The sequence below is a fragment of the Pseudoroseicyclus sp. H15 genome (genome assembly GCF_054353345.1).
On the sequence record NZ_JBTHJE010000001.1, the window covers coordinates 499,244 to 520,135 of the forward strand.

General features: G+C 68.1%; 23 protein-coding genes. 17 read left to right on the forward strand and 6 right to left on the reverse strand.

Going from position 1 to position 20,892, the window contains the following annotated elements; translation table 11 throughout:
* The first annotated feature begins 302 nt into the window (after positions 1 to 302).
* From petA to ACXN5S_RS02310, 4 genes are all read left to right on the forward strand, one after another.
* On the forward strand, positions 303 to 866 hold the full coding sequence (gene petA / locus ACXN5S_RS02295; RefSeq protein WP_458603763.1) for a ubiquinol-cytochrome c reductase iron-sulfur subunit: 564 nt from the start codon (positions 303 to 305) through the stop codon (positions 864 to 866).
* A 12-nt stretch (positions 867 to 878) separates the two neighbouring features.
* Positions 879 to 2,225: a cytochrome b gene (locus tag ACXN5S_RS02300; RefSeq protein WP_458603764.1), complete on the forward strand. Its 1,347-nt coding sequence runs from the start codon at positions 879 to 881 to the stop codon at positions 2,223 to 2,225.
* 14 nt (positions 2,226 to 2,239) lie between these two features.
* The gene (locus ACXN5S_RS02305; protein WP_458603765.1) at positions 2,240 to 3,106 is read left to right on the forward strand and encodes a cytochrome c1; all 867 of its coding nucleotides are present in this window, start codon (positions 2,240 to 2,242) and stop codon (positions 3,104 to 3,106) included.
* Between the two features lie 181 nt (positions 3,107 to 3,287).
* The gene (locus tag ACXN5S_RS02310; protein WP_458603766.1) at positions 3,288 to 3,704 is read left to right on the forward strand and encodes a DUF7282 domain-containing protein; all 417 of its coding nucleotides are present in this window, start codon (positions 3,288 to 3,290) and stop codon (positions 3,702 to 3,704) included.
* Positions 3,705 to 3,767: 63 nt separating this feature from the next.
* Here ACXN5S_RS02310 and ACXN5S_RS02315 read toward each other — a convergent pair whose 3' ends face one another.
* The 3 genes from ACXN5S_RS02315 to ACXN5S_RS02325 form a co-directional block, all read right to left on the reverse strand.
* On the reverse strand, positions 3,768 to 4,178 hold the full coding sequence (locus ACXN5S_RS02315; RefSeq protein ID WP_458603767.1) for a DUF1810 domain-containing protein: 411 nt from the start codon (positions 4,176 to 4,178) through the stop codon (positions 3,768 to 3,770).
* Positions 4,179 to 4,227: 49 nt separating this feature from the next.
* Complete coding sequence (locus ACXN5S_RS02320) at positions 4,228 to 5,448, reverse strand: argininosuccinate synthase (RefSeq protein WP_458603768.1); 1,221 nt, start codon at positions 5,446 to 5,448, stop codon at positions 4,228 to 4,230.
* Positions 5,449 to 5,575: 127 nt separating this feature from the next.
* On the reverse strand, positions 5,576 to 6,013 hold the full coding sequence (locus ACXN5S_RS02325; RefSeq protein WP_458603769.1) for an NUDIX hydrolase: 438 nt from the start codon (positions 6,011 to 6,013) through the stop codon (positions 5,576 to 5,578).
* Between the two features lie 182 nt (positions 6,014 to 6,195).
* Between ACXN5S_RS02325 and hslO the strand changes: the two genes are divergently transcribed.
* The 7 genes from hslO (at position 6,196) to ACXN5S_RS02360 (ending at position 14,972) form a co-directional block, all read left to right on the forward strand.
* Complete coding sequence (gene hslO / locus ACXN5S_RS02330; RefSeq protein ID WP_458603770.1) at positions 6,196 to 7,191, forward strand: Hsp33 family molecular chaperone HslO; 996 nt, start codon at positions 6,196 to 6,198, stop codon at positions 7,189 to 7,191.
* On the forward strand, positions 7,181 to 7,774 hold the full coding sequence (locus ACXN5S_RS02335) for a CoA pyrophosphatase (RefSeq protein WP_458603771.1): 594 nt from the start codon (positions 7,181 to 7,183) through the stop codon (positions 7,772 to 7,774). Before hslO ends, ACXN5S_RS02335 begins: the two co-directional genes overlap by 11 nt.
* A complete protein-coding gene (locus ACXN5S_RS02340; RefSeq protein ID WP_458603772.1) occupies positions 7,771 to 8,910 on the forward strand; it encodes a CCA tRNA nucleotidyltransferase in 1,140 nt (379 codons plus the stop codon). Before ACXN5S_RS02335 ends, ACXN5S_RS02340 begins: the two co-directional genes overlap by 4 nt.
* 165 nt (positions 8,911 to 9,075) lie before the next feature.
* Complete coding sequence (locus ACXN5S_RS02345; RefSeq protein ID WP_458603773.1) at positions 9,076 to 10,938, forward strand: ABC transporter ATP-binding protein; 1,863 nt, start codon at positions 9,076 to 9,078, stop codon at positions 10,936 to 10,938.
* 13 nt (positions 10,939 to 10,951) lie between these two features.
* Positions 10,952 to 12,847, forward strand: coding sequence for an ABC transporter ATP-binding protein (locus tag ACXN5S_RS02350; protein WP_458603774.1), 1,896 nt, complete (start codon positions 10,952 to 10,954; stop codon positions 12,845 to 12,847).
* A gap of 329 nt (positions 12,848 to 13,176) precedes the next feature.
* Positions 13,177 to 14,373, forward strand: a complete 1,197-nt coding sequence (locus ACXN5S_RS02355; RefSeq protein WP_458603775.1) for a class I SAM-dependent RNA methyltransferase — start codon at positions 13,177 to 13,179, stop codon at positions 14,371 to 14,373.
* Between the two features lie 98 nt (positions 14,374 to 14,471).
* A complete protein-coding gene (locus ACXN5S_RS02360; protein ID WP_458603776.1) occupies positions 14,472 to 14,972 on the forward strand; it encodes a L,D-transpeptidase family protein in 501 nt (166 codons plus the stop codon).
* A 74-nt stretch (positions 14,973 to 15,046) separates the two neighbouring features.
* Here the strand turns inward: ACXN5S_RS02360 and dalA are convergent, their stop codons facing one another.
* Positions 15,047 to 15,550 carry a divisome-associated lipoprotein DalA gene (dalA, locus tag ACXN5S_RS02365; protein ID WP_458603777.1) on the reverse strand — a complete coding sequence of 168 codons (504 nt, stop codon included), beginning with the start codon at positions 15,548 to 15,550 and terminating at the stop codon, positions 15,047 to 15,049.
* 186 nt (positions 15,551 to 15,736) lie between these two features.
* Here dalA and ACXN5S_RS02370 point away from each other — a divergent pair, with 186 nt between their 5' ends.
* Together ACXN5S_RS02370 and ACXN5S_RS02375 are read left to right on the forward strand one after the other, a co-directional pair.
* Entirely contained in the window at positions 15,737 to 16,354 is a 618-nt protein-coding gene (locus ACXN5S_RS02370) for a L,D-transpeptidase (RefSeq protein WP_458603778.1), read from the forward strand.
* Positions 16,355 to 16,416: 62 nt separating this feature from the next.
* Positions 16,417 to 16,647, forward strand: a complete 231-nt coding sequence (locus ACXN5S_RS02375; RefSeq protein ID WP_458603779.1) for a hypothetical protein — start codon at positions 16,417 to 16,419, stop codon at positions 16,645 to 16,647.
* A 6-nt stretch (positions 16,648 to 16,653) separates the two neighbouring features.
* Here ACXN5S_RS02375 and hemH read toward each other — a convergent pair whose 3' ends face one another.
* On the reverse strand, positions 16,654 to 17,682 hold the full coding sequence (gene hemH / locus ACXN5S_RS02380) for a ferrochelatase (protein WP_458603780.1): 1,029 nt from the start codon (positions 17,680 to 17,682) through the stop codon (positions 16,654 to 16,656).
* Positions 17,683 to 17,730: 48 nt separating this feature from the next.
* Positions 17,731 to 18,540 (reverse strand): methyltransferase domain-containing protein, encoded by an 810-nt coding sequence (locus ACXN5S_RS02385; protein ID WP_458603781.1) that lies wholly within the window; start codon positions 18,538 to 18,540, stop codon positions 17,731 to 17,733.
* Positions 18,541 to 18,570: 30 nt separating this feature from the next.
* Between ACXN5S_RS02385 and ACXN5S_RS02390 the strand changes: the two genes are divergently transcribed.
* Genes ACXN5S_RS02390 through ACXN5S_RS02405 form a run of 4 tightly spaced genes read left to right on the forward strand, consistent with a single transcriptional unit; the run spans position 18,571 to position 20,848 of the window.
* Complete coding sequence (locus ACXN5S_RS02390) at positions 18,571 to 19,290, forward strand: ComF family protein (RefSeq protein WP_458604073.1); 720 nt, start codon at positions 18,571 to 18,573, stop codon at positions 19,288 to 19,290.
* 30 nt (positions 19,291 to 19,320) lie between these two features.
* Positions 19,321 to 19,578 carry a glutaredoxin 3 gene (gene grxC, locus ACXN5S_RS02395; RefSeq protein WP_458603782.1) on the forward strand — a complete coding sequence of 86 codons (258 nt, stop codon included), beginning with the start codon at positions 19,321 to 19,323 and terminating at the stop codon, positions 19,576 to 19,578.
* Positions 19,575 to 20,411: a carbon-nitrogen hydrolase family protein gene (locus ACXN5S_RS02400; RefSeq protein ID WP_458603783.1), complete on the forward strand. Its 837-nt coding sequence runs from the start codon at positions 19,575 to 19,577 to the stop codon at positions 20,409 to 20,411. Before grxC ends, ACXN5S_RS02400 begins: the two co-directional genes overlap by 4 nt.
* Complete coding sequence (locus ACXN5S_RS02405; RefSeq protein WP_458603784.1) at positions 20,408 to 20,848, forward strand: MarR family winged helix-turn-helix transcriptional regulator; 441 nt, start codon at positions 20,408 to 20,410, stop codon at positions 20,846 to 20,848. Before ACXN5S_RS02400 ends, ACXN5S_RS02405 begins: the two co-directional genes overlap by 4 nt.
* Positions 20,849 to 20,892: the final 44 nt, after the last annotated feature.

A 20,892-nucleotide genomic window follows, 5' to 3' on the forward strand; every position in this document is an offset into this window, starting at 1 on the left:
CTAGAAGCCCGGTGCGTGGCGCACAAGGTAACGATACCGACTTTCCTAAATGTTAGTGCGCCGGTTGTAGCCCTGCATCAGCGGCCTTGTCCGGCCCGGGGCGAAGCCCTTTTCCGGCCTGCTGAAATCGCCTCTGGGCCGGGGCAGGGCGGGGGTGCGACAAAGGCCCGGGGCCGGGGTGGCCATTGTCCGCTGGACGCCCCATGCCATCAGGGCTAAGAAGCCCCCCAAAATCGGGCGGAAATCCGCCGCGGGACAAGTGCGCCGGGCCGATGGGGCCCCGACTCAAGGAGAAAAACCTCGTGTCACATGCAGAGACGGCCCCAGAGGGGACGCGCCGCGATTTCATCTATTACGCGACCGCCGGTATGGCGACGGTGATGACAGGTGCGGCGGTCTGGCCGCTGGTCAACCAGATGAACCCTTCGGCCGACGTTCAGGCCCTGTCTTCGATCCGTGTCGATATCTCGGGTGTTCAGATCGGCACGCAGCTGACCGTTCTTTGGCAGGGCAAGCCGGTTTTCATCCGCGCCCGCCGCGAGGATGAGATCGAGGCCGCCCGCGCCGTTGAGATGTCTGAGCTGGTCGATCCCAACGCCGAGAACGCCAACCTGCCCGACGGCGCCCCCGCCACCGACGAGAACCGCGCGCTCAGCGAAGACGGGATCTGGCTGGTGCAGATGGGCGTGTGCACGCACCTCGGCTGTGTGCCGCTCGGTGAGCAGGGCGATTTCGGTGGGTGGTTCTGCCCTTGCCACGGCTCGCATTACGATACGGCCGGCCGCATCCGCAAAGGCCCCGCCCCGCGCAACCTGCCCGTGCCGCTCGCGTCGTTCGTCGACGAGTCCACGCTGCAGCTCGGTTAAGGAGTTCCCTCGATGGCTGGTATTCCCCACGACCACTACGAGCCGAAGACCGGCTTCGAGAAATGGCTTCACGGCCGCCTGCCTGTCGTCAGCCTGCTGTACGACACGCTCATGCTCCCCACCCCCAAGAACCTGAACTGGTGGTGGATCTGGGGCATCGTGCTGATGTTCGCCCTCGTCCTGCAGATCGCCACGGGCGTGGTGCTGGTGATGCACTACACCCCGCAGGTCGATATGGCCTTCGCCTCGGTCGAGCACATCATGCGCGACGTGAACGGCGGCTACATGATCCGCTACTTCCACTCGAACGGCGCCTCGCTGTTCTTCCTCGCTGTCTATGTCCACATCTTCCGCGGCCTGTTCTACGGCTCCTACAAGGCGCCCCGCGAAGTGACTTGGATCATCGGCATGCTGATCTACCTGCTGATGATGGCGACCGGCTTCATGGGCTACGTGCTGCCCTGGGGGCAGATGTCCTTCCACGGCACGGCGGTGATCACCGGCCTGTTCGGCGCGATCCCCTTCATCGGCGAGAGCCTGCAAACCTGGCTGCTCGGCGCCTCGGCCGTGGGCCAGCCCGCGCTCAACCGCTTCTTCTCGCTCCACTATCTGCTGCCGTTCATCATTGCCGGCCTCGTGATCGTGCATGTCTGGGCCTTCCACTCCACCGGCAACAACAACCCCACGGGTGTTGAAGTGCGCCGCACCAGCAAGGAAGAGGCCGCCAAGGATACGCTGCCCTTCTGGCCCTATTTCGTGATGAAGGATCTCTTCGCTCTCGCGGTGATCCTCGTGGTGTTCATGGCGGTTGTCGGCTTCATGCCGAACTACCTCGGCCACCCCGACAACTACATCCCGGCCAACCCGCTCGCGACGCCGAGCCACATCGTGCCCGAATGGTACTTCCTGCCCTTCTACGCCATCCTGCGGGCCTTCACCGCGGATGTCTGGGTGGTGATGTTCGCCAACTGGATCTCCTTCGGCATCATCGATGCGAAGTTCTTCGGTGTGCTGGCGATGTTCGGCGCCATCCTCGTCATGGCCCTGGTGCCCTGGCTGGATACGTCGAACGTGCGCTCGGGCCGCTACCGGCCGATGTTCAAATGGTGGTTCCGCCTGCTCGTCGTCGACTTCATCGTGCTGATGTGGGTCGGCTCCCAGGCTGCCGAGCCGCCCTATTCGACGATCTCGCTGATCGGCGCGACCTACTGGTTCGCCTACTTCCTGGTGATCCTCCCGCTGCTCGGCGTGTTCGAAAAACCGACGACCCCGCCCGCGACCATCGAAGACGATTACCGCGAGCATTACGGCGATGCCGAAACACCGCCGCCCCACGTGGCGCCGAAACCGGCAGAGTGAGAAAGGACATTTCCATGCTCAAGAATCTCGCTCTCACAGCCGGGCTCGCCCTTGGTGCCGCCATCGCGCCGGTCGCGGCCTTCGCCGAGGCGGAAGCCCATGTGGAGAACTTCTCGTTCTCCTACGAGGGGCCCTTCGGCACCTTCGACCAGAACCAGCTGCAGCGCGGCCTGCAGATCTACACCGAGATCTGCGCCGCCTGTCACGGGCTGGAATACGTCACCTACCGCAACCTTGAGGAAGAGGGCGGCCCCGGCCTGCCTGAAGAGCAGATGCGGGCCTATGCCGAGCAGTTCGAGGTGTTCGACGAATCCCTCGCCGATGGTCAGGGCGACTACCGCGTCGCCAACCCGGCCGATCACTTCCCCGGCTCCTCGCTCAGCAACGCGCCCGACCTCAGCCTGATGGCCAAGGCCCGCGCCGGCTTCCACGGCCCCTATGGCACGGGTCTCAGCCAGCTCTTCAACGGCATGGGCGGCGGCGAATACATCGCCTCGCTGATGGCCGGCTATGAAGAGGCGCCGGAATGCGCCCCCGAGGATTTCGAAGGCTACTACAACGTCGCCTTCGCCAACGGCGGCTTCCCCGAAAGCTGCAAGGACGAACACGGCGAGCACATGGTGCCCGGCTCGTGGATCGCCATGCCGCAGCCGCTCTACGGGGAGGATATCGAGTTCAACGACGGCCATTCCAACGAGCTGCACCACGAGGCGCAGGATGTCGCCGCCTTCCTGATGTGGGCCGCCGAGCCGCACATGGCGGCGCGCAAGCAGGCCGGCCTCGCCGGCGTCATCGGCCTCACCCTTCTGGCCGTGCTGCTCTACCTGACCAACAAGCGGCTCTGGGCGCCCCATAAGCACCACGGCCGCAAGGACGACTGAAACGAGGCCATCCGTCAGGATGGATGAGCGGGCGCCTTCGGGCGCCCGTTTTCGTTTGCGCCTGATGGGAATGTCAGAGCGCGTTATCGCCGCGCGGTGATCTTTCCGGGGGCCGCCGGGTTATCCTCTCTGAAGGCGCGGCCATGAGGGCGGCGCCCTGTAACAAGTTACGAGGTAACCCATGACCATTCGCATTTTCGCTCCCGCCATCGCCGCAGCCGCCCTACTCGGCACCTCCGTCGCGGCCCAGGACATGACCCCCTCGGTCGAGGCGATGGACCAGGATGTCTCCAACGGCGTCGTCAGCGCCGAGATGATCACCGCCAATGAGAACGGCTGGCTGGTCGTGCACCGCACCGATGCCGAAATGGCGCCCGGCCCGGTCGTCGGCCACGCCCCCATCCGCGCCGGCGAGACGAGCGACGTCGCCGCGATCCTCACCGAAGAGGTCGCCCCGGGTGACATGTTGATGCTTATGGTCCACAGCGAGGCCGGCGGCATGGAGACGGGCATCTTCGAATACACGCTCGGCGCGGAGGAAGATGGCCCCATCCGCGTCGACGGCGACCTGGTGATGACGATCATCACGGCGCAGTAAGCGAGCGGTTGAAGGAAGGAAGGGCGGCGCCAGAGATGGCGCCGCCCTTTTCGTCTGGCCCGCTTAGAGCGCGCCCAGCGTCTTCGCGTCACGCTCCCCGGCATACAGCTCGTCCAGCACCCGGGCGAAGACCGGCGGGGCGCCCGGCACCTCTGAGAAGAGTGTCATGGATGAGCGCAGCTTCAGCGCATCCACTGGCCCCATCAGCCGCTCGGGATTCGTCTCGCCGGAGCCGAGGGCCAGCTCCGCCGCCTCCCGCAGCCTTGGGCCAAGCACCGGGTGGCCGAGATAGGCCTCGGCCTCGTCCAGACCCGACAGGCCGAAATGCTGCGCCATCGGCGAGCGGCCCAGCCGAGCGAGTTGCGGGAAAACGAACCACATCCAGTGGCTCTGCTTGCGCCCGGCAGCCAGCTCGGCCTGTACGGCCGGCCAGACCTTGTCTTGCGCGGTGACGAATTCGGATAGGTCGGCCATATGCTCCTCCGCCCCCGGCGTAGCGCAGGGGGCGGGGGGCGGGAAAGGCTCAGCCGCGCTGGTTGCGCTTGGCGAGCAATTTCAGGCGCAGGGCGTTCAGGCGGATGAAGCCTTCGGCGTCCTTCTGGTCATAGGCGCCGGCATCGTCCTCGAACGTCACATGGGCCTCGGAATAGAGCGAGTTGTCCGACCAGCGCGCCACGGTACGCGCCGAGCCCTTGTAGAGCTTCAGCCGCACGGTGCCCAAGACGAACTCCTGGCTCTTGTCGATCGCCGCCTGCAGCATCTCGCGCTCGGGGCTGAACCAGAAGCCATTGTAGATCAGCTCGGCATAGCGGGGCATCAGGCTGTCTTTCAGGTGCCCCGAGCCGCTGTCGAGCGTGATCTGCTCGATCCCGCGATGCGCCTCCAGCAGGATCGTGCCGCCGGGCGTCTCGTAGATGCCGCGGCTCTTCATGCCGACGAAGCGGTTCTCGACGAGGTCGAGAATGCCCACGCCATGCTTGCCGCCCAGCTCGTTGAGTTTGGTCAGGATCGTCGCGGGGCTCATCGCCTCGCCGTTGATCGCCACGGCGTCGCCCTTCTCGAAGGTGATCTCCACCATCTCGGGCTCGTTCGGCGCGTCTTCGGGCCGGGTGATGCGCTGCAGCACGTAATCGGGCGCTTCCTCCGCCGGGTCCTCCAGCACGCGGCCCTCCGAGGAGGTGTGCAGGAGGTTCGCATCGACGGAAAAGGGCGCCTCGCCGCGCTTGTTCTTCGCGATGGGAATCTGGTGCGCCTCGGCAAACTCGATCAGCTTGGTGCGGCTCTGCAGGTCCCATTCGCGCCAGGGCGCGATCACCCGGATGTCGGGGTTCAGCGCATAGGCCGACAGCTCGAAGCGCACCTGATCGTTGCCCTTGCCGGTGGCGCCATGGGCCACGGCGTCAGCGCCGGTTTCGGCGGCGATCTCCACCAGCCGCTTCGAGATCAGCGGCCGCGCGATGGAGGTGCCGAGCAGGTAGAGCCCCTCGTAGAGCGCGTTGGCCCGGAACATCGGGAAGACGAAGTCGCGCACGAATTCCTCGCGCACGTCCTCGATATAGATGTTCTCGGGCTTGATGCCGAGCAGCTCGGCCTTTTGTCGCGCCGGCTCGAGTTCCTCGCCCTGGCCGAGATCGGCGGTGAAGGTGACGACCTCGCAGCCGTACTCGGTTTGCAGCCATTTGAGGATGATCGAGGTGTCGAGCCCGCCGGAATAGGCGAGCACCACTTTCTTGGGCGCGGACATGAAGCCTCCTGGATCGCGTTCCGGCAGCGGCGTAAGGGGTTTTGGGGGTTTGGGCAAGCGTGGGCGGGGATGTAGCCGGCTCAGTGGCGCCTCCCGCCCGGAATCAAGCCGCAGGCGCCGGGCGCCCTCACCCCAGCAGCTGCGCCACGGCCAGCCTGTCCACCGGCGAGCCCAGCATCTCGGCTGCGAGCTCGGTCTCCATCCAAACCGCCTCGTGCTGCGGCTCTGTCGGCGGGCCGAGCGGCAGGACGGGGCGGGCGAGGTAGATGTGGCAGATCTTCTCGGCCCACCAGCCGTAATCAGGCATGAAGACGAAGCGGCGGAAGGCGCCGACCTTCTTCGGGGCCGCGATGCGCCAGCCCGTCTCCTCTCGCACCTCGCGGTGCAGGGCCTGCAGCGGCGATTCCCCGGGGTCGATGCCGCCGCCCGGCAGCAGGAAGGCGTTCTCGCTGCCGCCCTGCCAGGTGAGCAGCAGCGAATTGCCCCGCGGCAGCACGGCATAGGCGCCGGGGCGGGCGCGGTAGCGCACGCCGGGTTTGACAGGCTCGCCGCAGCGTCGGATCATATCGTCACTCCTCGGGTCATCGCCAGGCGGGTATGACCGCCGATCCCGGCAAAGCAAAGCGCCGCCAAACTCGCCCGGCCCGGCACGCAGGGCGGCCATGCAGGGCTCACAGACGGTTGGTATTCACCGGGGGATGCCTATATGGGGCCGAACATGCCCACCCTAAAGGCCAAGGAAACCCCATGACTCTCGGCGCCCGTATCGCCTGGGACGACTCGATCCTGCCGTTCCAGCTCGACATTTCCGACATCCGCGGCCGCGTTGCGCGGCTCGATGGCGTGCTCGACGAGCTGCTGTCGCAGCACGATTACCCGCCGCTGGTGGAAAGCCTCGTGGCCGAGGTCGCCCTGATCACTGCGCTGATCGGGCAGAGCATCAAGCTGCGCTGGAAGCTCTCTGTCCAGGTCCGGGGCGACGGCCCGGTACGCATCATCGCCGCCGATTACTACGGTCCCGAGGAAGAGGGCGGCCAGGCCCGCATCCGCGCCTGGGCCAGCTACGATACCGAGCGGCTGAACACCGTGGCAGACGCCTTCGGGCAGATCGGCAAGGGCTATTTCGCCGTGCTGATCGACCAGGGCGAGGGCACGACGCCCTATCAGGGCATCACACCGCTTGCGGGCGGATCGCTCGCCGCCTGCGCCAGCACCTATTTCGCCCAGTCGGAGCAATTGCCGACCCGCTTTTCGCTGGCCTGGGGCCGCGAGGAGGCCGAGGACGACTGGCGCGCCGGCGGCGTGATGCTGCAGCACATGCCCGAGGCCTCTCCCTTCGCCAAGGGCGACGCCACCAGCAAGGATGGCCTGCTCTCGGCCGACGATCTGCTCGCTCCGTCCGAGAAGGCGGCGGAGGATTGGCGGCGCGTGAACATCCTGCTCGATTCGGTCGAGGTGCCCGAGCTGATCGGGCCCGAGGTGGCGCCGCCGGACCTGCTGGTGCGGCTCTTTCATGAAGAGGACCCACGAGTCTTCGATCCGCAGCCGGTGCGCTTTGGCTGCTCCTGCTCGGCTGACAAGGTGCGCCAGTCGCTGTCGATCTATTCGGCGAAAGACATCGGCCACATGACGACCGACGAGGGCATCGTCACCGCCGATTGCCAGTTCTGCGGAGCGCATTACGAATTCGCGCCCGAAACGCTGGGCTTCGAGGCGACAGATCCGCCCGGCGATGACGGCTGAGCTGCGCGACAGGCTCAAGACCGCGCTGGAGCGCGCCGGGGGCGGCTCCTCCGATTTCGATCTCAATCCGCAGGTGCGGCCGGCGGGCGAGCGCAAGCTCCGCCCCGCCGGCGTGCTGATCGGCATCGAAGCGGGGGAGGTGCCGCAGGTCATCCTCACCAAGCGGGCTTCTCATCTGCGCCACCACCCGGGGCAGATCGCCTTTCCCGGCGGCAAGCTCGAACCGGTGGATGCCGGCCCCGTCGATGCCGCCTTGCGAGAGGCGGGGGAGGAGATCGGCCTGCCGAGCGACCATGTCGACGTGCTCGGCCCCTTCCCGGCGCATGAGACGGTTACTGCCTTCGCCGTGACGCCTGTCCTCGCGCTGATCCGCCCCGGCTTTGCCGAGCGGCCCGAGGCGGGCGAGGTGGAGGAGATCTTCCGCGTGCCGCTCGCCCATGTGCTCGACATCGGCAATTACCGCATCGAGGGCCGGCGCTGGCAGGGCGTGCGGCGGCGCTATTATACCGTGCCCTGGGGCCCCTATTACATCTGGGGCGCCACGGCGCGGATGCTGCGGGGGCTGGCGGAATGGATGGCGTGACGCTGCATGCGGACTGGTTGGAGAGCCCGGCCGCCCGCGCTGTCACCGGCCTGCTTGCAGCGGGCGGGCACCAGGCGCTGTTCGTGGGCGGCTGCGTGCGCAACGCGCTGATGGGTCTGGCGCCCGGCGATCTGGACCTGGCGACGGATGCGACCCCCACCCGCGTGATCGAGCTGGCCAAGGCCGCCGGCGTGAAGGCGGTGCCCACAGGCATCTCGCATGGCACCGTGACGCTGGTGGCGGAGGGTGAGGCACTGGAGGTCACCACCTTCCGCGCCGATGTCGAAACCGACGGGCGCCATGCCGTCGTGCGCTTCTCCACCGATATCGCCGAGGATGCCGCGCGGCGCGACTTCACCATGAACGCGCTCTATGCGCGCGCCGACGGCACATTGCTCGACCCGCTGGGCGGCCTGCCCGACCTGCGCGCCCGGCGCGTGCGCTTCATCGGCGATCCTGCCCGGCGGATCGAAGAAGACGGCCTGCGCATCTTGCGCTTCTTCCGCTTCACCGCCTGGTATGGCGCGCCGGAGGAGGGGGTCGACGCCGAGGGCCTCGCCGCCTGCGCCGAAGCGGGCGAGGCGCTGAAGCATCTGTCGCGCGAACGCATCGGCCACGAGATGATGCGCCTGCTGGCGGCGCCAGACCCGGCCCCGGCGCTGGCGTCGATGGAGATGGCCGGCCTGCTCGCCCGTGTGCTGCCGGGCGCCAGCGCCCAGGGCATCGCGCCGGTGGTGCATGCCGAGGCCGAGCTGGGCCTGGCGTCCGATGCCCCGCGCCGGCTGGCGGCGCTGGGGGGCGAGGGGGCCTTCGAGCGGCTGCGACTCTCCAAGGCGCTGGCCGGCCAGACGGCCCGGCTGGCGGAGGCCGCCGCCTCGCCAATGCCGCCCGCCGAGCTGGGCTACCGGATGGGCGCGGAGGAGGGGGCCAGCGTGCTGGCCCTGCGCGGCGCATCGCCGCAGTCGCTGCCAGAGCTGCAGCGCGGGGCTGAAGCGCGCTTCCCCATCTCCGCCAGCGATTTGCGGCCGAAGTACGAGGGCGCCGAGCTGGGCGCACGGCTCCGGGAGCTGGAGAAACGCTGGGTCGGCTCGGGCTTCACCCTCACCCGCGAGGAGCTGCTGGATTTGGAGGGGTGACAATCCCTTTTTCGTGGGGTACAGGAATGCCACCTAGCCAGGAGGGTACGATGAGAAACGGGATTTTCGCAGACCAGGTTTAACCGGTCCGATCCCGTTTGGGCGGCCCGGTTTTCCCGCCGCTCCTCTTCGTCTCATCGCTGCTTTTGCTTCAGGCCCTCCGCTATGTACTCGCGCTTTTTCCGCTTTTTCGAAAACCTCGTAGACCCCTACACGCCCTACGAGGAAACCGACCACCCGCCCAAAAAACTGTGGCCGTTCCTGAACCAGTACGCCCGGCCGTTCCGCAAGGTCTTCGCGGCCACGGTGGTCTTTTCGGTTACCGCGGCCATCATCGAGCTTTGGCTGATCGGCTACATGGGCCGGCTGGTGAACTTCCTCGATGCCGGCGTCTCAGGCTTCTGGCAGGCCTATGGGTGGGAGCTGATCTTCGTCGCCATCTTCCTGCTGACGATCCGGCCCGCCGTGCAGATCGTCGGCATGGCGCTGCTGCACAACACGATCATGGTGAACTTCGGCACGCTGATCCGCTGGCGGAGCCACCGGCATGTGCTGCGCCAGTCGGTTGGCTGGTTCGAGAATGATTTCGCCGGCCGCATCGCCGGGCGCATCATGCAAACGCCGCCGGCCGCGAACGAGGTGGTCTTCCAGCTGTTCGACGCCATCGCCTATGCCATTGCCTATCTCATCGGCTCTGCCGTGCTGCTCGGCGATGCCGACCCGCGGCTGATCCTGCCGCTGCTCGTCTGGGTCGTGCTCTATGGCGCGCTGATGCGCTGGGTGATCAAGAGGATCGAGCCGGCCTCGAAGGCCTCTTCGGATGCGCGCTCGGCCCTGACGGGCCGTGTGGTGGACAGCTACACCAACATCCATTCGGTGAAGATGTTCGCGCATAATGCCCGCGAGATCGACTATGCCCGCGAGGCCATCGAAGACACGCGCGAGACCGTCCGCAAGGAGATGCGGCTCTACACGCTGATGGAACTCGGCCTCGTGGTGCTGAACGGCTACCTGATCGTCGGCGTTGCCGGCTGGGCCATCGCGCTGTGGCTGCAGGGCGCGGCCTCGCCCGGTGTTGTGGCGGCCGCCGTGGCGCTGGTGCTGCGGCTCAACGCCATGTCGGGCTGGATCATGTGGGCCGTGTCGAACTTCTTCCAGAACCTCGGCATCGTCTCGGAGGGGATGGAGACCATCGCCCAGCCGGTGACGCTGATCGACAAGCCGAAGGCGGGCGATCTTCAGCTCGGCGAGGGGCGGATCGAGATCGAGGGGCTGACGCATCACTACGGCCGCCAGGCCGGCGGGCTCGACAAGGTCAGCCTGTCGATCAATCCCGGCGAGAAGGTCGGCCTGGTCGGCCGCTCGGGCGCCGGCAAGTCGACGCTCGTGAAACTGCTGCTGCGCTTCTACGATGCCGAGGGCGGGCGCATCCTGATCGACGGGCAGGACATCGCCCATCTGACGCAGGACAGCCTGCGCCGCGCTATCGGCGTGGTGCAGCAGGAAAGCTCGCTGCTGCATCGTTCGGTGCGCGACAACATCCTCTATGGCAACCCCGACGCCAGCGAAGAGCAGATGCTACAGGCTGCCCGCCGCGCCGAGGCGCATGATTTCATCGTGGGGCTTGAGGACAACAAGGGCCATCACGGCTACGATGCGCTCGTCGGCGAGCGGGGCGTCAAATTGTCGGGCGGTCAAAGGCAACGGATCACCCTTGCCCGCGTTATGCTGAAAGACGCGCCTATCCTGATCCTCGACGAGGCGACATCTGCCCTCGATTCCGAGGTGGAAGCCGCCATTCAGGACACGCTCTACGGGATGATGGAAGGCAAGACCGTGATCGCCATCGCGCACCGGCTTTCCACCATCGCGCAGATGGACCGGATCGTCGTGATGGATCACGGGCGGGTCATCGAAGATGGCAGCCATGCCGAGCTGCTGGAGCTGGGCGGTGTCTATGCCAGCCTCTGGTCGCGGCAATCGGGCGGGTTCCTCGGCGAAGACGAAGAGGTCGCCGCGGCGGAGTGAGAAGGACGGCAGGATGAGCGAGGCGAGCGGGCGGGAGCTGGGGCGGCGGGTTGATTTCGCTGCCCTGAAAGCAAAGATAGAGCACCCGTTCGACTTCGAGGCCGACGCCGGCTCGCCCCCGCCCCGCACCACCATGCCCTTCATGCGCTGGGCCCTGAAGGGCTCAGGCGGGGTGCTCTGGTTCGCCTCGATCCTGTCGTTCATCGCCGGCACAACAGAGGTGCTGGCCGCCTACCTGCTGGGTTCGATCATCGATTCGACAGACAATGCCGGCCCGGCGGAGTTCTTTGCCGACAACGGCTGGATGCTGCTGGGCGTCGCCGTCTTCTTCATCATCGCGCGGCCAATCGCCTTGGGGATCAACTCCCTCAGTCAGACGGTGATGATGGCGCCGAACATCTTCAACCTCGTGCTCAGCCGGCTGTTTCGCTACACGCTCGGCCACGCTGTGAACTTCTTCGACAATGACTTCGCCGGCCGCATCGCCCAGAAGGAGATGCAGGCCGCGCGGGCTGTCTCCGACCTCGCCAACGACTTCGTCAACACGGTGATCTTCGCGCTGTCGTCTTTCATCGGTGCTCTGGCGATGCTGGGGTTGATCGACGGCTGGACGGTGCTGGCGCTTCTGGTCTGGCTCGCCGGCTATCTCGGCCTGCTCGTCTACTACATCCCCCGCATCCGAAGCACCGCGAAGGCCCGCGCCGAAAGCCGCGCCCGGGTGACGGGCCAGGTGGTGGACACGATCACCAACATCAAGACGGTCAAGCTTTTCGCCCATAGCGATTTCGAGGATCGCGCCGCGCTCGGCGCCCTGCGCCGCTTCCGGATGGATCAGCTCAGCTTCGGCCGCGTCTCTACCGCGTTCCGCTTCTGGCTGATGACGCTGGCGGGCACGCTGCCCGTGCTGCTGGTGGGCATCCCGCTCTATCTGTGGAGCCAGGGCCAGGCGAGCACCGGGCAGATCGTTGCCGCCGGTGCCATCGCCCTGCGGCTGGCGCAGATGACCGGCTGGGTGAGCTTCACGCTGATGCAGATGTATTCCAACCTCGGCGAGGTCGAGGATGCCATCGACACCCTCACGCCCGAATGGCGCCTGCAGGACGCGCCCGATGCCGAGGTGCTGCAGCCGGCGCGCGACATCTTCTTCGACAACGTCACCTACACCTATGGCGGCGGCAACGGCGGTATCCGCGACCTTACCCTGCGCATCGCGCCGGGCGAGAAGGTGGGCGTTGTGGGTGCCTCCGGCGCCGGCAAGTCGACCCTCGTGGCACTGCTCCTGCGGCTTTACGATGCCGAGGAGGGGGCGATCCGCGTGGGCGGGCAGGATGTGAGCCAGGTCACTCAGGAAAGCCTGCGCCGGCAGATCGGCATGGTCACGCAGGAGACGGCCATGTTCAACCGCACGGCCCGCGACAACATCCGCTACGGCAAGCCCGATGCCAGCCAGGCCGAGGTCGAGGATGCCGCCGCCCGGGCCGAGGCGCATGATTTCATCGGCGAGCTCCGCGATTTTCGCGGCAGGGCGGGCTATGACGCCTTCCTCGGCGAGCGCGGCGTGAAGCTCTCTGGCGGGCAGCGGCAGCGGATTTCGCTGGCCCGGGCGCTGCTGAAGGACGCGCCGATCCTGGTGCTCGACGAGGCGACCTCGGCACTCGACAGCGAGGTCGAGGCGCAGATCCTCGAAGCGCTGGAGGATGCGATGCGCGGCAAGACGGTGCTGGCCATCGCGCACCGGCTGTCGACGCTCTCCTCGATGGACCGGATCGTGGTGATGCACGAGGGCCGGATCGTCGAAGAGGGCACGCACCACGACTTGCTGGAGATTGACGGCCTCTACGCCCGCTACTGGAAGCGTCAGTCCGGCGGTTTCATCGGCACCGACGGGGCGGCAGAAGCGGCGGAGTAGGGGGCGTAGAGCCCTTGTAGGGTGGGTTTTCAACCCACCAAGCCGACCCCCACCACTCACACCACGGATGCAGGCGCAGGGCGAGCGCTGGCACGTGGGGTGGCGCTCCTCCGGCCCCGCGAGGGTGCTTTATGCCTGCCAGGCCCCTCCCCGCGGCGAGCTCTGCGCCAACGTCACCAGAGCGCCAGCCCGCGGGACGGGCCGGCGCTCGCCCTGCGCCTTTGGCGCGCACCGGGCTGGGATTGAGCGGCGCCCTCGGTACCCCAGCCGACCTCCAACCGACCCGCCGAGCTTGACTTCCCCGCCCCGCTGCCCGACAGGCCGGCGCCATGGCGCTGCGCATCGAAACTCTCACGCTCACCGGGATGGGCCGGGCCGAGGATGGCTCGCTGCTGCCGCGCGTGCTGCCCGGCGAGCTGGTCGAGCCGACCGAGGGCACCCCGCGCATCGTCGAGCCCTCGGTCGACCGCGTCTCGCCGCCCTGCCGTCATTTCAAGACCTGCGGCGGCTGCGCCATGCAGCATGCCTCCGACCCCTTCGTGGCGGGGTGGAAGCTTGGCATCGTCGAGCGGGCGCTGGCCGCCCAGGGGCTGGAGGCCGAGCTGCGCGGCCCCGTCACCTCGCCGCCCCGCTCGCGCCGCCGCGCCCGCTTTTCGGGCCGCAAGACGAAGGGTGGCGCGCTCGTGGGCTTCCATGCCCGCGCCTCCGATCAGATCACCGCGGTGCCCGAGTGCCAGCTCGTTACCGACCGGCTGCGCGCCACCCTGCCGGCGCTGGAGGCGCTCACCCGCCTCGCCGCCAGCCGCAAGAGCGAGGTGTCGCTGACGGTGACAGACAGCCCCGCCGGCCCCGATGTGCTGGTCGAGGGCGGTCGCCCGCTCGATGCCGCCCTGCGCATGGAGCTGCCGGCCCTCGCCGCCGCCCATGGCCTGTCGCGTATCGCATGGGAGGGCGAGGTGGTGGCCGAGCTGCATGCGCCCGACCAGCCCATGGGCCGCGCCCGCGTGGCGCCGCCGCCCGGCGCCTTCCTCCAGGCCACCCGCGAGGGCGAGGCAGCGCTGCTCACCGAGGTGCTGGCGGCGACGGAAGGCGCGAAGCGCATCGTCGACCTCTTCGCCGGCTGCGGCACCTTCAGCCTGCCGCTGGCCGAGCGGGCCGAGGTCCATGCCGTCGAGGGAGAGGCTGCCATGCTCCGCGCGCTCGATGCCGGCTGGCGCGCCGCGCCGGGGCTGCACCGGGTCACCACCGAGGCGCGCGATCTCTTCCGCCGCCCGCTGCTGCCCGACGAGCTGAGCCGCTACGACGCCGCCGTCATCGACCCGCCGCGTGCTGGGGCGGAGGCGCAGATGGCCGAGATCGCGGCCTCCTCGCTCTCCACCGTTGCGCTGGTCTCATGCAACCCGGTGACCTTCGCCCGCGATGCGGCCCGGCTGGCCGAGGCCGGCTTCTCGCTTGGCCCGGTTACGGTGGTCGATCAGTTCCGCTGGAGCCCGCATGTTGAATTGGCGACACGCGCCAGCCGCTGATCTGCGCCGCTCACGCATCCGGCATTTGGCCGACTCACGAAGGCGCGATACACACCGCCGCGAGCAGTAGACCGGAAAACCGGCATCAAAGGCAGTATATGTTGAACCGACGCACCTTTCTGGCCGCGTCAGCCGCGGCGGGCGCCACCAGCCTCGCCGGCTGCGCGAGCAAATTCCGCGCTTACACGGGGCCTGAAGTCACCCAGCTTCTGGTCTCGAAGACCGACCGCCGGCTGTTTCTTCTCAGCGGCAACTCTGCGGTGCGCACCTACAACTTCCAGCTTGGCTTCTCGCCCGAGGGCCACAAGCAGTTCGAGGGCGACGGCAAGACGCCCGAGGGCGTGTACTGGATCGACCGGCACAACCCCGACAGCCGCTATCACCTCTCGGTCGGCATCTCCTACCCCGACGCGCAAGACAGGGCCTTCGCCGCCTCGATGGGGCGCAGCCCCGGAGGCGACATCTTCATCCACGGCACGCCTAAGGAGTTCGTCGGCCAGCGCGACTGGACAGCCGGCTGCATCGCCGTCTCGGATGAGGAGATCGAGGAGATCTACGCCGCCGTGCAGCCCGGTACGCAGATCACGCTGCTGCCCTGATCAAACGGCTCAGCCGAAACGACATCGGGCCCCCAAGGGGGCCCGTTTGCGCATCTAGCGGAGGGGCCGGGCGCTCAGGCGCCCAGCACCATCGTCCACCACAGCTTGCCTGACGGCTCCTGGAACCAGGCGAGCCCCACGCGGGTGGCGCGCCGGTCGAGCAGCACTTCGCGCGTCTCGGGCGCCTCGGCCCAGGCGGCGAGCGTTTCCAGCTCGGTCTCGTAGCTCTCCGAGATGGTCTCGCCAATGAGCGAGCCGACGTAGCCCACCCGGTTCAGCCGGTCGAGCGGCGACGAGCCGTCAGAGCCGAAATGCCAGGGCCGGTTCTGCAGCGCCATGTCGCGCGAATGCGTGGCGGCGGCGGCGTTGAGCTGCGCGTCGAGCTGCACCGGCGGCGCGCCCGCGGCGCCGCGCAGCGTGTTCAGCCCGTCGAGAAAGCGAAACGGGATGCCGGCCTCGACCTCGGGCGTGATGTCGTAGATCTGCGGCGGCGGCAGGCCATCGGCGCCGACATTCGGGCGGGCACAGGCCGCGAGGGCCAGGGCGGGCAGGGCGAGCACGAAGGATCGGCGCTGCATGAGCTGTCTCCAAGATTTGTCCCGGCTCCTTACCTCGCGGCGCGGGCCGGTTCAAATGCCCTCTCGGCGGCACTTGGCCGAGCGGTGCCTCACTTTGCGGTGAAAGCGGTGCCGAGCGTTTACCTGCAAGGCGCCCGCGCGGTATGAGGGCCTCAAGAGTCGCCACAAGACCTCAAGGAGCAGCCCATGGGCAAGTCGCCCTCCACCGCATTGTCGCGCCGTCGTTTCATGGCCTCCGCCGCCGGGGCCGCCGCCACCGCTGCAGGCAGCGCCGCCTTCGGCCAGAGCACCGCTATGTCGAACTCGACCGTCATCGAGGGCGAGATCAGCCAGAGCGTCGTGCGCAACGTCTCCAGCTTCCGTACGCTGAACTGGCAGGATTACTTCAGCAACACCGCGCCGGCAGCCATCCTCGTGGATATCCGCAGCCGCGCCCTGCATTTCTGGAACGCCGATCAGAGCATCTACCGGCTCTACCCCACCTCGGTGCCCGCGTCGGAAGAACTGACGCGCCGCGGTGAGTGCTCGGTCACACAAAAGGTCGTTGCCCCCACCTGGCGGCCGACGCCCTCGATGCTCGAGCGTAACCCCGAGTGGCCCTCGGTGGTGGAAGGCGGCGACCCGACCAACCCGCTGGGGCCCTTCGCGCTTTACCTGTCGTGGCAGTATTACCGCATCCACGGCACGCATGACACGCGCAAGATTGGGCGCCCCAGCTCGAACGGCTGCATCGGGCTCTACAACGAGCACATCGCCGAGCTCTTCGAGCTGACGCCCGTGGGCACCCAGGTCATGTTGATCTGAGGCGGCAAAGGGCGCAGATTGGTCCCGAACCCTCGGGCCCAAGCCCAACCGAAAGGTCGCCCATGTCTCGCCTGATCTCCGCCACTCTCGCCCTCACTCTCGCCGCCGGCGCTGCTGCGCCCGCGCTGGCCGATGAGGTGCCCGCCGCCCCGCCGCAGGTGGTGGAAGAGACCGCTGGCTTCGACCATCAGGCCCGCCCGCTGATGCTGGCGCTCGCGGGCGTCGTGCTCTTCATTCTGGCAAATGGCGGCGACGACGATAGCGCCGGCGAGGCTGGCGGCCCCGCCGGCTGAGGCAGTCTAGCTCAAAGTCCAGCCGGCCAGATTCGTCTCGATCAGGCGGGTCAGCACGCTGATGTGCTCGTCGCCCGCATTGAGGCAGGGGATATAGGTGAAGCTCTCGCCGCCCGCGTGCTCGAAGCTCTCGGCGATCTCGCCCTGGATCTCTTCCAGCGTTTCGATGCAATCGGCGCTGAAGGCAGGGGCGACGATGGCGACACGCTTGTTGCCGGCCTTTGCCTGCTTGGCGACCTCTTCCACCGTATAGGGCTGGAGCCATTCCTCGGGCCCGAATTTCGACTGGAAGGTCGTCATGATCTTCTCGGGCGCCCAGCCCAGCTCTTCGCGCAGCAGGCGCGTCGTTTTCTGGCACTGGCAATGGTAGGGGTCGCCCTCGCGCAGGTAGCGCTCCGGCAGGCCGTGGTATGAGCAGAGCAGGATGTCGATCTCCTTGCCCTCCAGCCCGGCCCGCACGGAATTGGCCAGCGCGGCGATGTAATCGGCCTCGTCGAAATAGGGCGGCACGATACGCAGGGTCGGCTGCCACTTCTCCTTCATCATGCTGCGGAACAGCTCGTCATTGGCCGTCGCCACAGTGGCACCGGCGTAATGCGGATAGAGCGGGAAGAAGAGCAGCCGCGAGCACCCGGCCCCGATCATCTTGCGCACGACCGAGCGGGTCGAGGGGTTGCCGTAGCGCATGGCGAAATCGACCATCACCTTGTCGCCGTAGCGATGCTCGGCCCAGTCGGCGATGGCCGCCGTCTGCGCCTTTGTGATCGTCATCAGCGGGCTCTCGTTGGCCTCTTTGTTCCAGATCATCTTGTAATTGGCGCCGCTCTTCGACGGGCGGCGAGCCAGGATCGGCCCCTGCAGGATCGGCTGCCATAGCCAGGCCGGGTAATCGACGACGCGCTTGTCGGAGAGGAATTCCGAAAGGTACCGGCGCATCGACCAGTAATCGGTCGCATCCGGCGTGCCGAGATTGGCGAGGAGAATGCCGGTCTTCGCCGAAGGTATCTTCGGGTGATCGGGGGGGAGCTGACGCATGGGATGGGCCTCCTGTCGGGCCTCAATACGCGGCAAGCGGCGCCGGGATCAATCTTTGCCCCCCTCTTCCCGCGCGGCACGAAGCGCATCCTCCAGCCGGGTGGTGGCCGAGCCGGGGCGCATGGGCTGCTGCTGGCCGGGGCCGGGCGACCAGGCGGTGAGGGTGATCATCTCGAACCGGGCGGTGATGCGGCCCTCGTCATCGGCATCCTGCTGCATGAGCGCGGCGGCGCGGGCGATCACCTCGCGCCTTGTGGGCTGGCGCAGGCGCTGGGCCAGGGCATTGCCCTCACCCATGGCGCGCAGGTCGCGCATCAGGGCCAGCGGGTCGGAATAGCTGACAGTGAAGGGCGTGAGATCGGCCACCGGCAGGGCGAGCCCGGCCCGCTGCAGCAGCGCCCCGGCCTGCCGCACCTCTGCCATCGGCAGCACGCGGGGGCTGGCGCCGCCGGTCACCGCCGCCTCCGCCTCGGCCAGCGCGGCGCGAAGCGGGGCGAGCGTCTCGCCGCCGAAGAAGCTTGCGATGAACAGGCCGTCGGGCTTGAGCGCCCGGGCGCACTGGATGATCTGGCCGAGCGGGTCGTCGGCCCAGTGCAGGCTGAGCGCATGGATAACGAGGTCGTGCGAGCCTTCGGTCAGGTCCAGCGTCTCACCATCGGGGATGAGCTTGGCGCCGGGCATGCGCGCCGCCCAGAGCTCCGGCCAGGGCGTCACGACGGCGGGCGACGTAAACGCCCTGTTAACCTCGGCGACCCTCTCCTGAACGTCGTTGGCCGCCTCCTCCTGCAGGAAGAGGGCAGGCGCGCGGGCGGCGCGGGAACGCTGGCGGGCGAGGGCGGTGCGGTCGGTTAGGCTCATGTGATGGGAGATGCGGCGGCGATGGGGCGGATGCAAGCCTTGGCCGATCTGATCTACCCGCCGGCCTGCGTGGCCTGCGGCGGCCTGACGGCCGAGGGCTTCGGCCTGTGCGCCGCCTGCTGGAGCGAGGCGCATCTGATCTCGGGCCTCGTCTGCGACGCCTGCGGCCTGCCCCTGCCGGGGGAAGAGCCGGAGGGTCTGGCGGTGCTCTGCGATGCCTGCCTCGCCGACCGCCCGCCCTGGGCGCGTGGGCGCTCCGTGCTGCTCTACCGCGATACCGGCGCCCGGCTGGTGCTGGCCTTCAAGGCGCATGACCGGGCCGAGCTGGCCCGCCCCTTCGGCGCCTGGCTGGCGCGCGTGGCGCCGCCACTCTCGCCCGAGGGCGCGCTCGTGGTGCCCGTGCCGCTGCACTGGCGCCGCCTCTGGGCGCGGCGCTACAATCAGGCGGCGCTGCTGGCGCAGGCGCTGGGCCGCGAGCTGGGCCTGCAGGTCTTGCCCGACGCGCTGATCCGCCCCGCGCCCACGCCCAAGCTGGAGGGGCTGAGCCGACCGGCCCGCGAAGCCGCGCTCGCCGGCGCCATCGCCGCGCATCCGCGCCGGGCCGCACCGGTGAAGGGCCGGCGGGTGCTGCTGGTCGACGATGTGCTCACCACGGGCGCGACGCTTTCGGCGGCGACACGTGCCCTTCTTGCTGCGGGTGCAAAAGAGGTTTGCACGCTCACGCTGGCCCGGACGGCAAAGGATGCCTAGATTGAGGCTATCCCCCCTCAGGAGGCCCCAATGAAAAACGTTGAAATCTACACCAAGCCCACCTGCGGCTTCTGCCATGCCGCGAAACGGCTGCTCACCCAGAAGGGCGCCAGCTTTGCCGAGGTCGACATCGCCGCCCATCCCGACCGGCGCGCCGAGATGATCCAGCGCTCAGGCGGCGGCATGACCGTGCCGCAGATCTTCATCGACGGCACGCCCATCGGCGGCTGCGACGATCTCTTCGCGCTCGACCGCTCCGGCAAGCTCGACGGGCTGCTGGCCGCGTGAAGGCCGCCCTCCTGCAGATGTGCTCCTCCGACCAGCCGGCGGAGAACCTCGCCGCCGCCCGCGCCATGATCGCCGAGGCGAAGGCGGGCGGGGCGGAGCTTGTCTGCACGCCGGAGGTGACCAATTGCGTCTCGGCCTCGCGCACGCACCAGCAGGAGGTGCTGGCGCTGGAGGAGGACGACGCGACCCTCGCCGGCCTGCGCGAGGCGGCGGCGGAGCATGGGCTGTGGCTGACCATCGGCTCGCTGGCGCTCAAGACGCGCGACGAGGATGGCCGCTTCGCCAACCGCGCGTTCCTGATCTCGCCCGAGGGTGAGATCGCGGCGCGCTACGACAAGATCCACATGTTCGACGTGCAGGTCTCGGAAACCGAGACCTATCGCGAGAGCGCTGGCTACCGGCCCGGCGACCGGGCAGTGGTGGCCGAGACGCCGCTCGCCAAGCTCGGCCTGACCATCTGCTACGACGTGCGCTTCCCGCATCTGCATCGCGCGCTGGTGCAAGCCGGGGCCGAGGTGCTGCTGGTGCCCGCCGCCTTCTCGCCCGGCACCGGGCCGGGCCATTGGGAGGTACTGCTGCGCGCCCGCGCCATCGAATGCGGCGCCTTCGTGCTGGCCGCGGCGCAGACCGGCGCGCACGAAGGTTCGCGCGGGCGGCCCCGCCGCTCCTACGGCCATTCGCTGGCCGTGGCGCCTTGGGGCGAGGTGTTGCTGGATGCCGGGGAGGAACCCGGCGTGCATATCGTCGATCTCGACCTCGCCAAGGTCGCCGAGGCGCGCGGCAAGCTGCCGGCGCTGACGCATGATCGCGCCTTCGAAGGGCCGGCCGGGTGAGCGAGGTGACGGAGAATCTCGCGATTGCGCTGATCAGCGAGATCCTGACGGTCGACCAGCTCAGCCGCGCCCAGCTGACCAAGGTGCTGCCGCGCGGCATGGAGCTATCGCAATTCTCGGTGCTCAACCATCTCGCCACCCATGGCGGCGAGCGCACTCCGGCGCAGCTGGCGCGGACGTTCCACCTCACCCGCGGCGCGATGACCAACACGCTGTCGAAGCTGGAATGGAACGGCTGGGTGCATGTGCGCCCCGATTGGGACGATGCCCGCCGCAAGCTTGTCTCGCTCTCGCCCGCCGGCCGGACGGCGCGGGACAACGCGGTGACCGCCATCGTGCCGCTGATGAGCGACATCACGCGGCGCGTCGGCGAGGACAAGGTGCGCCAGCTTCTGCCGGTGCTGCGCGAGCTGCGAGTGAAGCTGTCGGAGAGTTGATAGCTGCGCCTCGGGCATGGGCCCCGTAGGGCTGGGTTCACCCC

What these genes read in the sequence shown, in the direction of transcription:
- ACXN5S_RS02355 (WP_458603775.1), top strand. Translation starts at nt 13,177, where the DNA reads ATGGCGCTGCGCATCGAAACTCTCACGCTCACCGGGATGGGCCGGGCC.
- dalA (WP_458603777.1), bottom strand. Translation starts at nt 15,550, where the DNA reads ATGCAGCGCCGATCCTTCGTGCTCGCCCTGCCCGCCCTGGCCCTCGCG.
- ACXN5S_RS02390 (WP_458604073.1), top strand. Translation starts at nt 18,571, where the DNA reads ATGCAAGCCTTGGCCGATCTGATCTACCCGCCGGCCTGCGTGGCCTGC.
- ACXN5S_RS02385 (WP_458603781.1), bottom strand. Translation starts at nt 18,540, where the DNA reads ATGAGCCTAACCGACCGCACCGCCCTCGCCCGCCAGCGTTCCCGCGCC.
- ACXN5S_RS02320 (WP_458603768.1), bottom strand. Translation starts at nt 5,448, where the DNA reads ATGTCCGCGCCCAAGAAAGTGGTGCTCGCCTATTCCGGCGGGCTCGAC.
- ACXN5S_RS02315 (WP_458603767.1), bottom strand. Translation starts at nt 4,178, where the DNA reads ATGGCCGACCTATCCGAATTCGTCACCGCGCAAGACAAGGTCTGGCCG.
- ACXN5S_RS02300 (WP_458603764.1), top strand. Translation starts at nt 879, where the DNA reads ATGGCTGGTATTCCCCACGACCACTACGAGCCGAAGACCGGCTTCGAG.
- ACXN5S_RS02325 (WP_458603769.1), bottom strand. Translation starts at nt 6,013, where the DNA reads ATGATCCGACGCTGCGGCGAGCCTGTCAAACCCGGCGTGCGCTACCGC.
- ACXN5S_RS02310 (WP_458603766.1), top strand. Translation starts at nt 3,288, where the DNA reads ATGACCATTCGCATTTTCGCTCCCGCCATCGCCGCAGCCGCCCTACTC.
- ACXN5S_RS02350 (WP_458603774.1), top strand. Translation starts at nt 10,952, where the DNA reads ATGAGCGAGGCGAGCGGGCGGGAGCTGGGGCGGCGGGTTGATTTCGCT.
- ACXN5S_RS02305 (WP_458603765.1), top strand. Translation starts at nt 2,240, where the DNA reads ATGCTCAAGAATCTCGCTCTCACAGCCGGGCTCGCCCTTGGTGCCGCC.
- ACXN5S_RS02335 (WP_458603771.1), top strand. Translation starts at nt 7,181, where the DNA reads ATGACGGCTGAGCTGCGCGACAGGCTCAAGACCGCGCTGGAGCGCGCC.
- ACXN5S_RS02360 (WP_458603776.1), top strand. Translation starts at nt 14,472, where the DNA reads ATGTTGAACCGACGCACCTTTCTGGCCGCGTCAGCCGCGGCGGGCGCC.
- hemH (WP_458603780.1), bottom strand. Translation starts at nt 17,682, where the DNA reads ATGCGTCAGCTCCCCCCCGATCACCCGAAGATACCTTCGGCGAAGACC.
- ACXN5S_RS02375 (WP_458603779.1), top strand. Translation starts at nt 16,417, where the DNA reads ATGTCTCGCCTGATCTCCGCCACTCTCGCCCTCACTCTCGCCGCCGGC.
- grxC (WP_458603782.1), top strand. Translation starts at nt 19,321, where the DNA reads ATGAAAAACGTTGAAATCTACACCAAGCCCACCTGCGGCTTCTGCCAT.
- hslO (WP_458603770.1), top strand. Translation starts at nt 6,196, where the DNA reads ATGACTCTCGGCGCCCGTATCGCCTGGGACGACTCGATCCTGCCGTTC.
- ACXN5S_RS02370 (WP_458603778.1), top strand. Translation starts at nt 15,737, where the DNA reads ATGGGCAAGTCGCCCTCCACCGCATTGTCGCGCCGTCGTTTCATGGCC.
- ACXN5S_RS02345 (WP_458603773.1), top strand. Translation starts at nt 9,076, where the DNA reads ATGTACTCGCGCTTTTTCCGCTTTTTCGAAAACCTCGTAGACCCCTAC.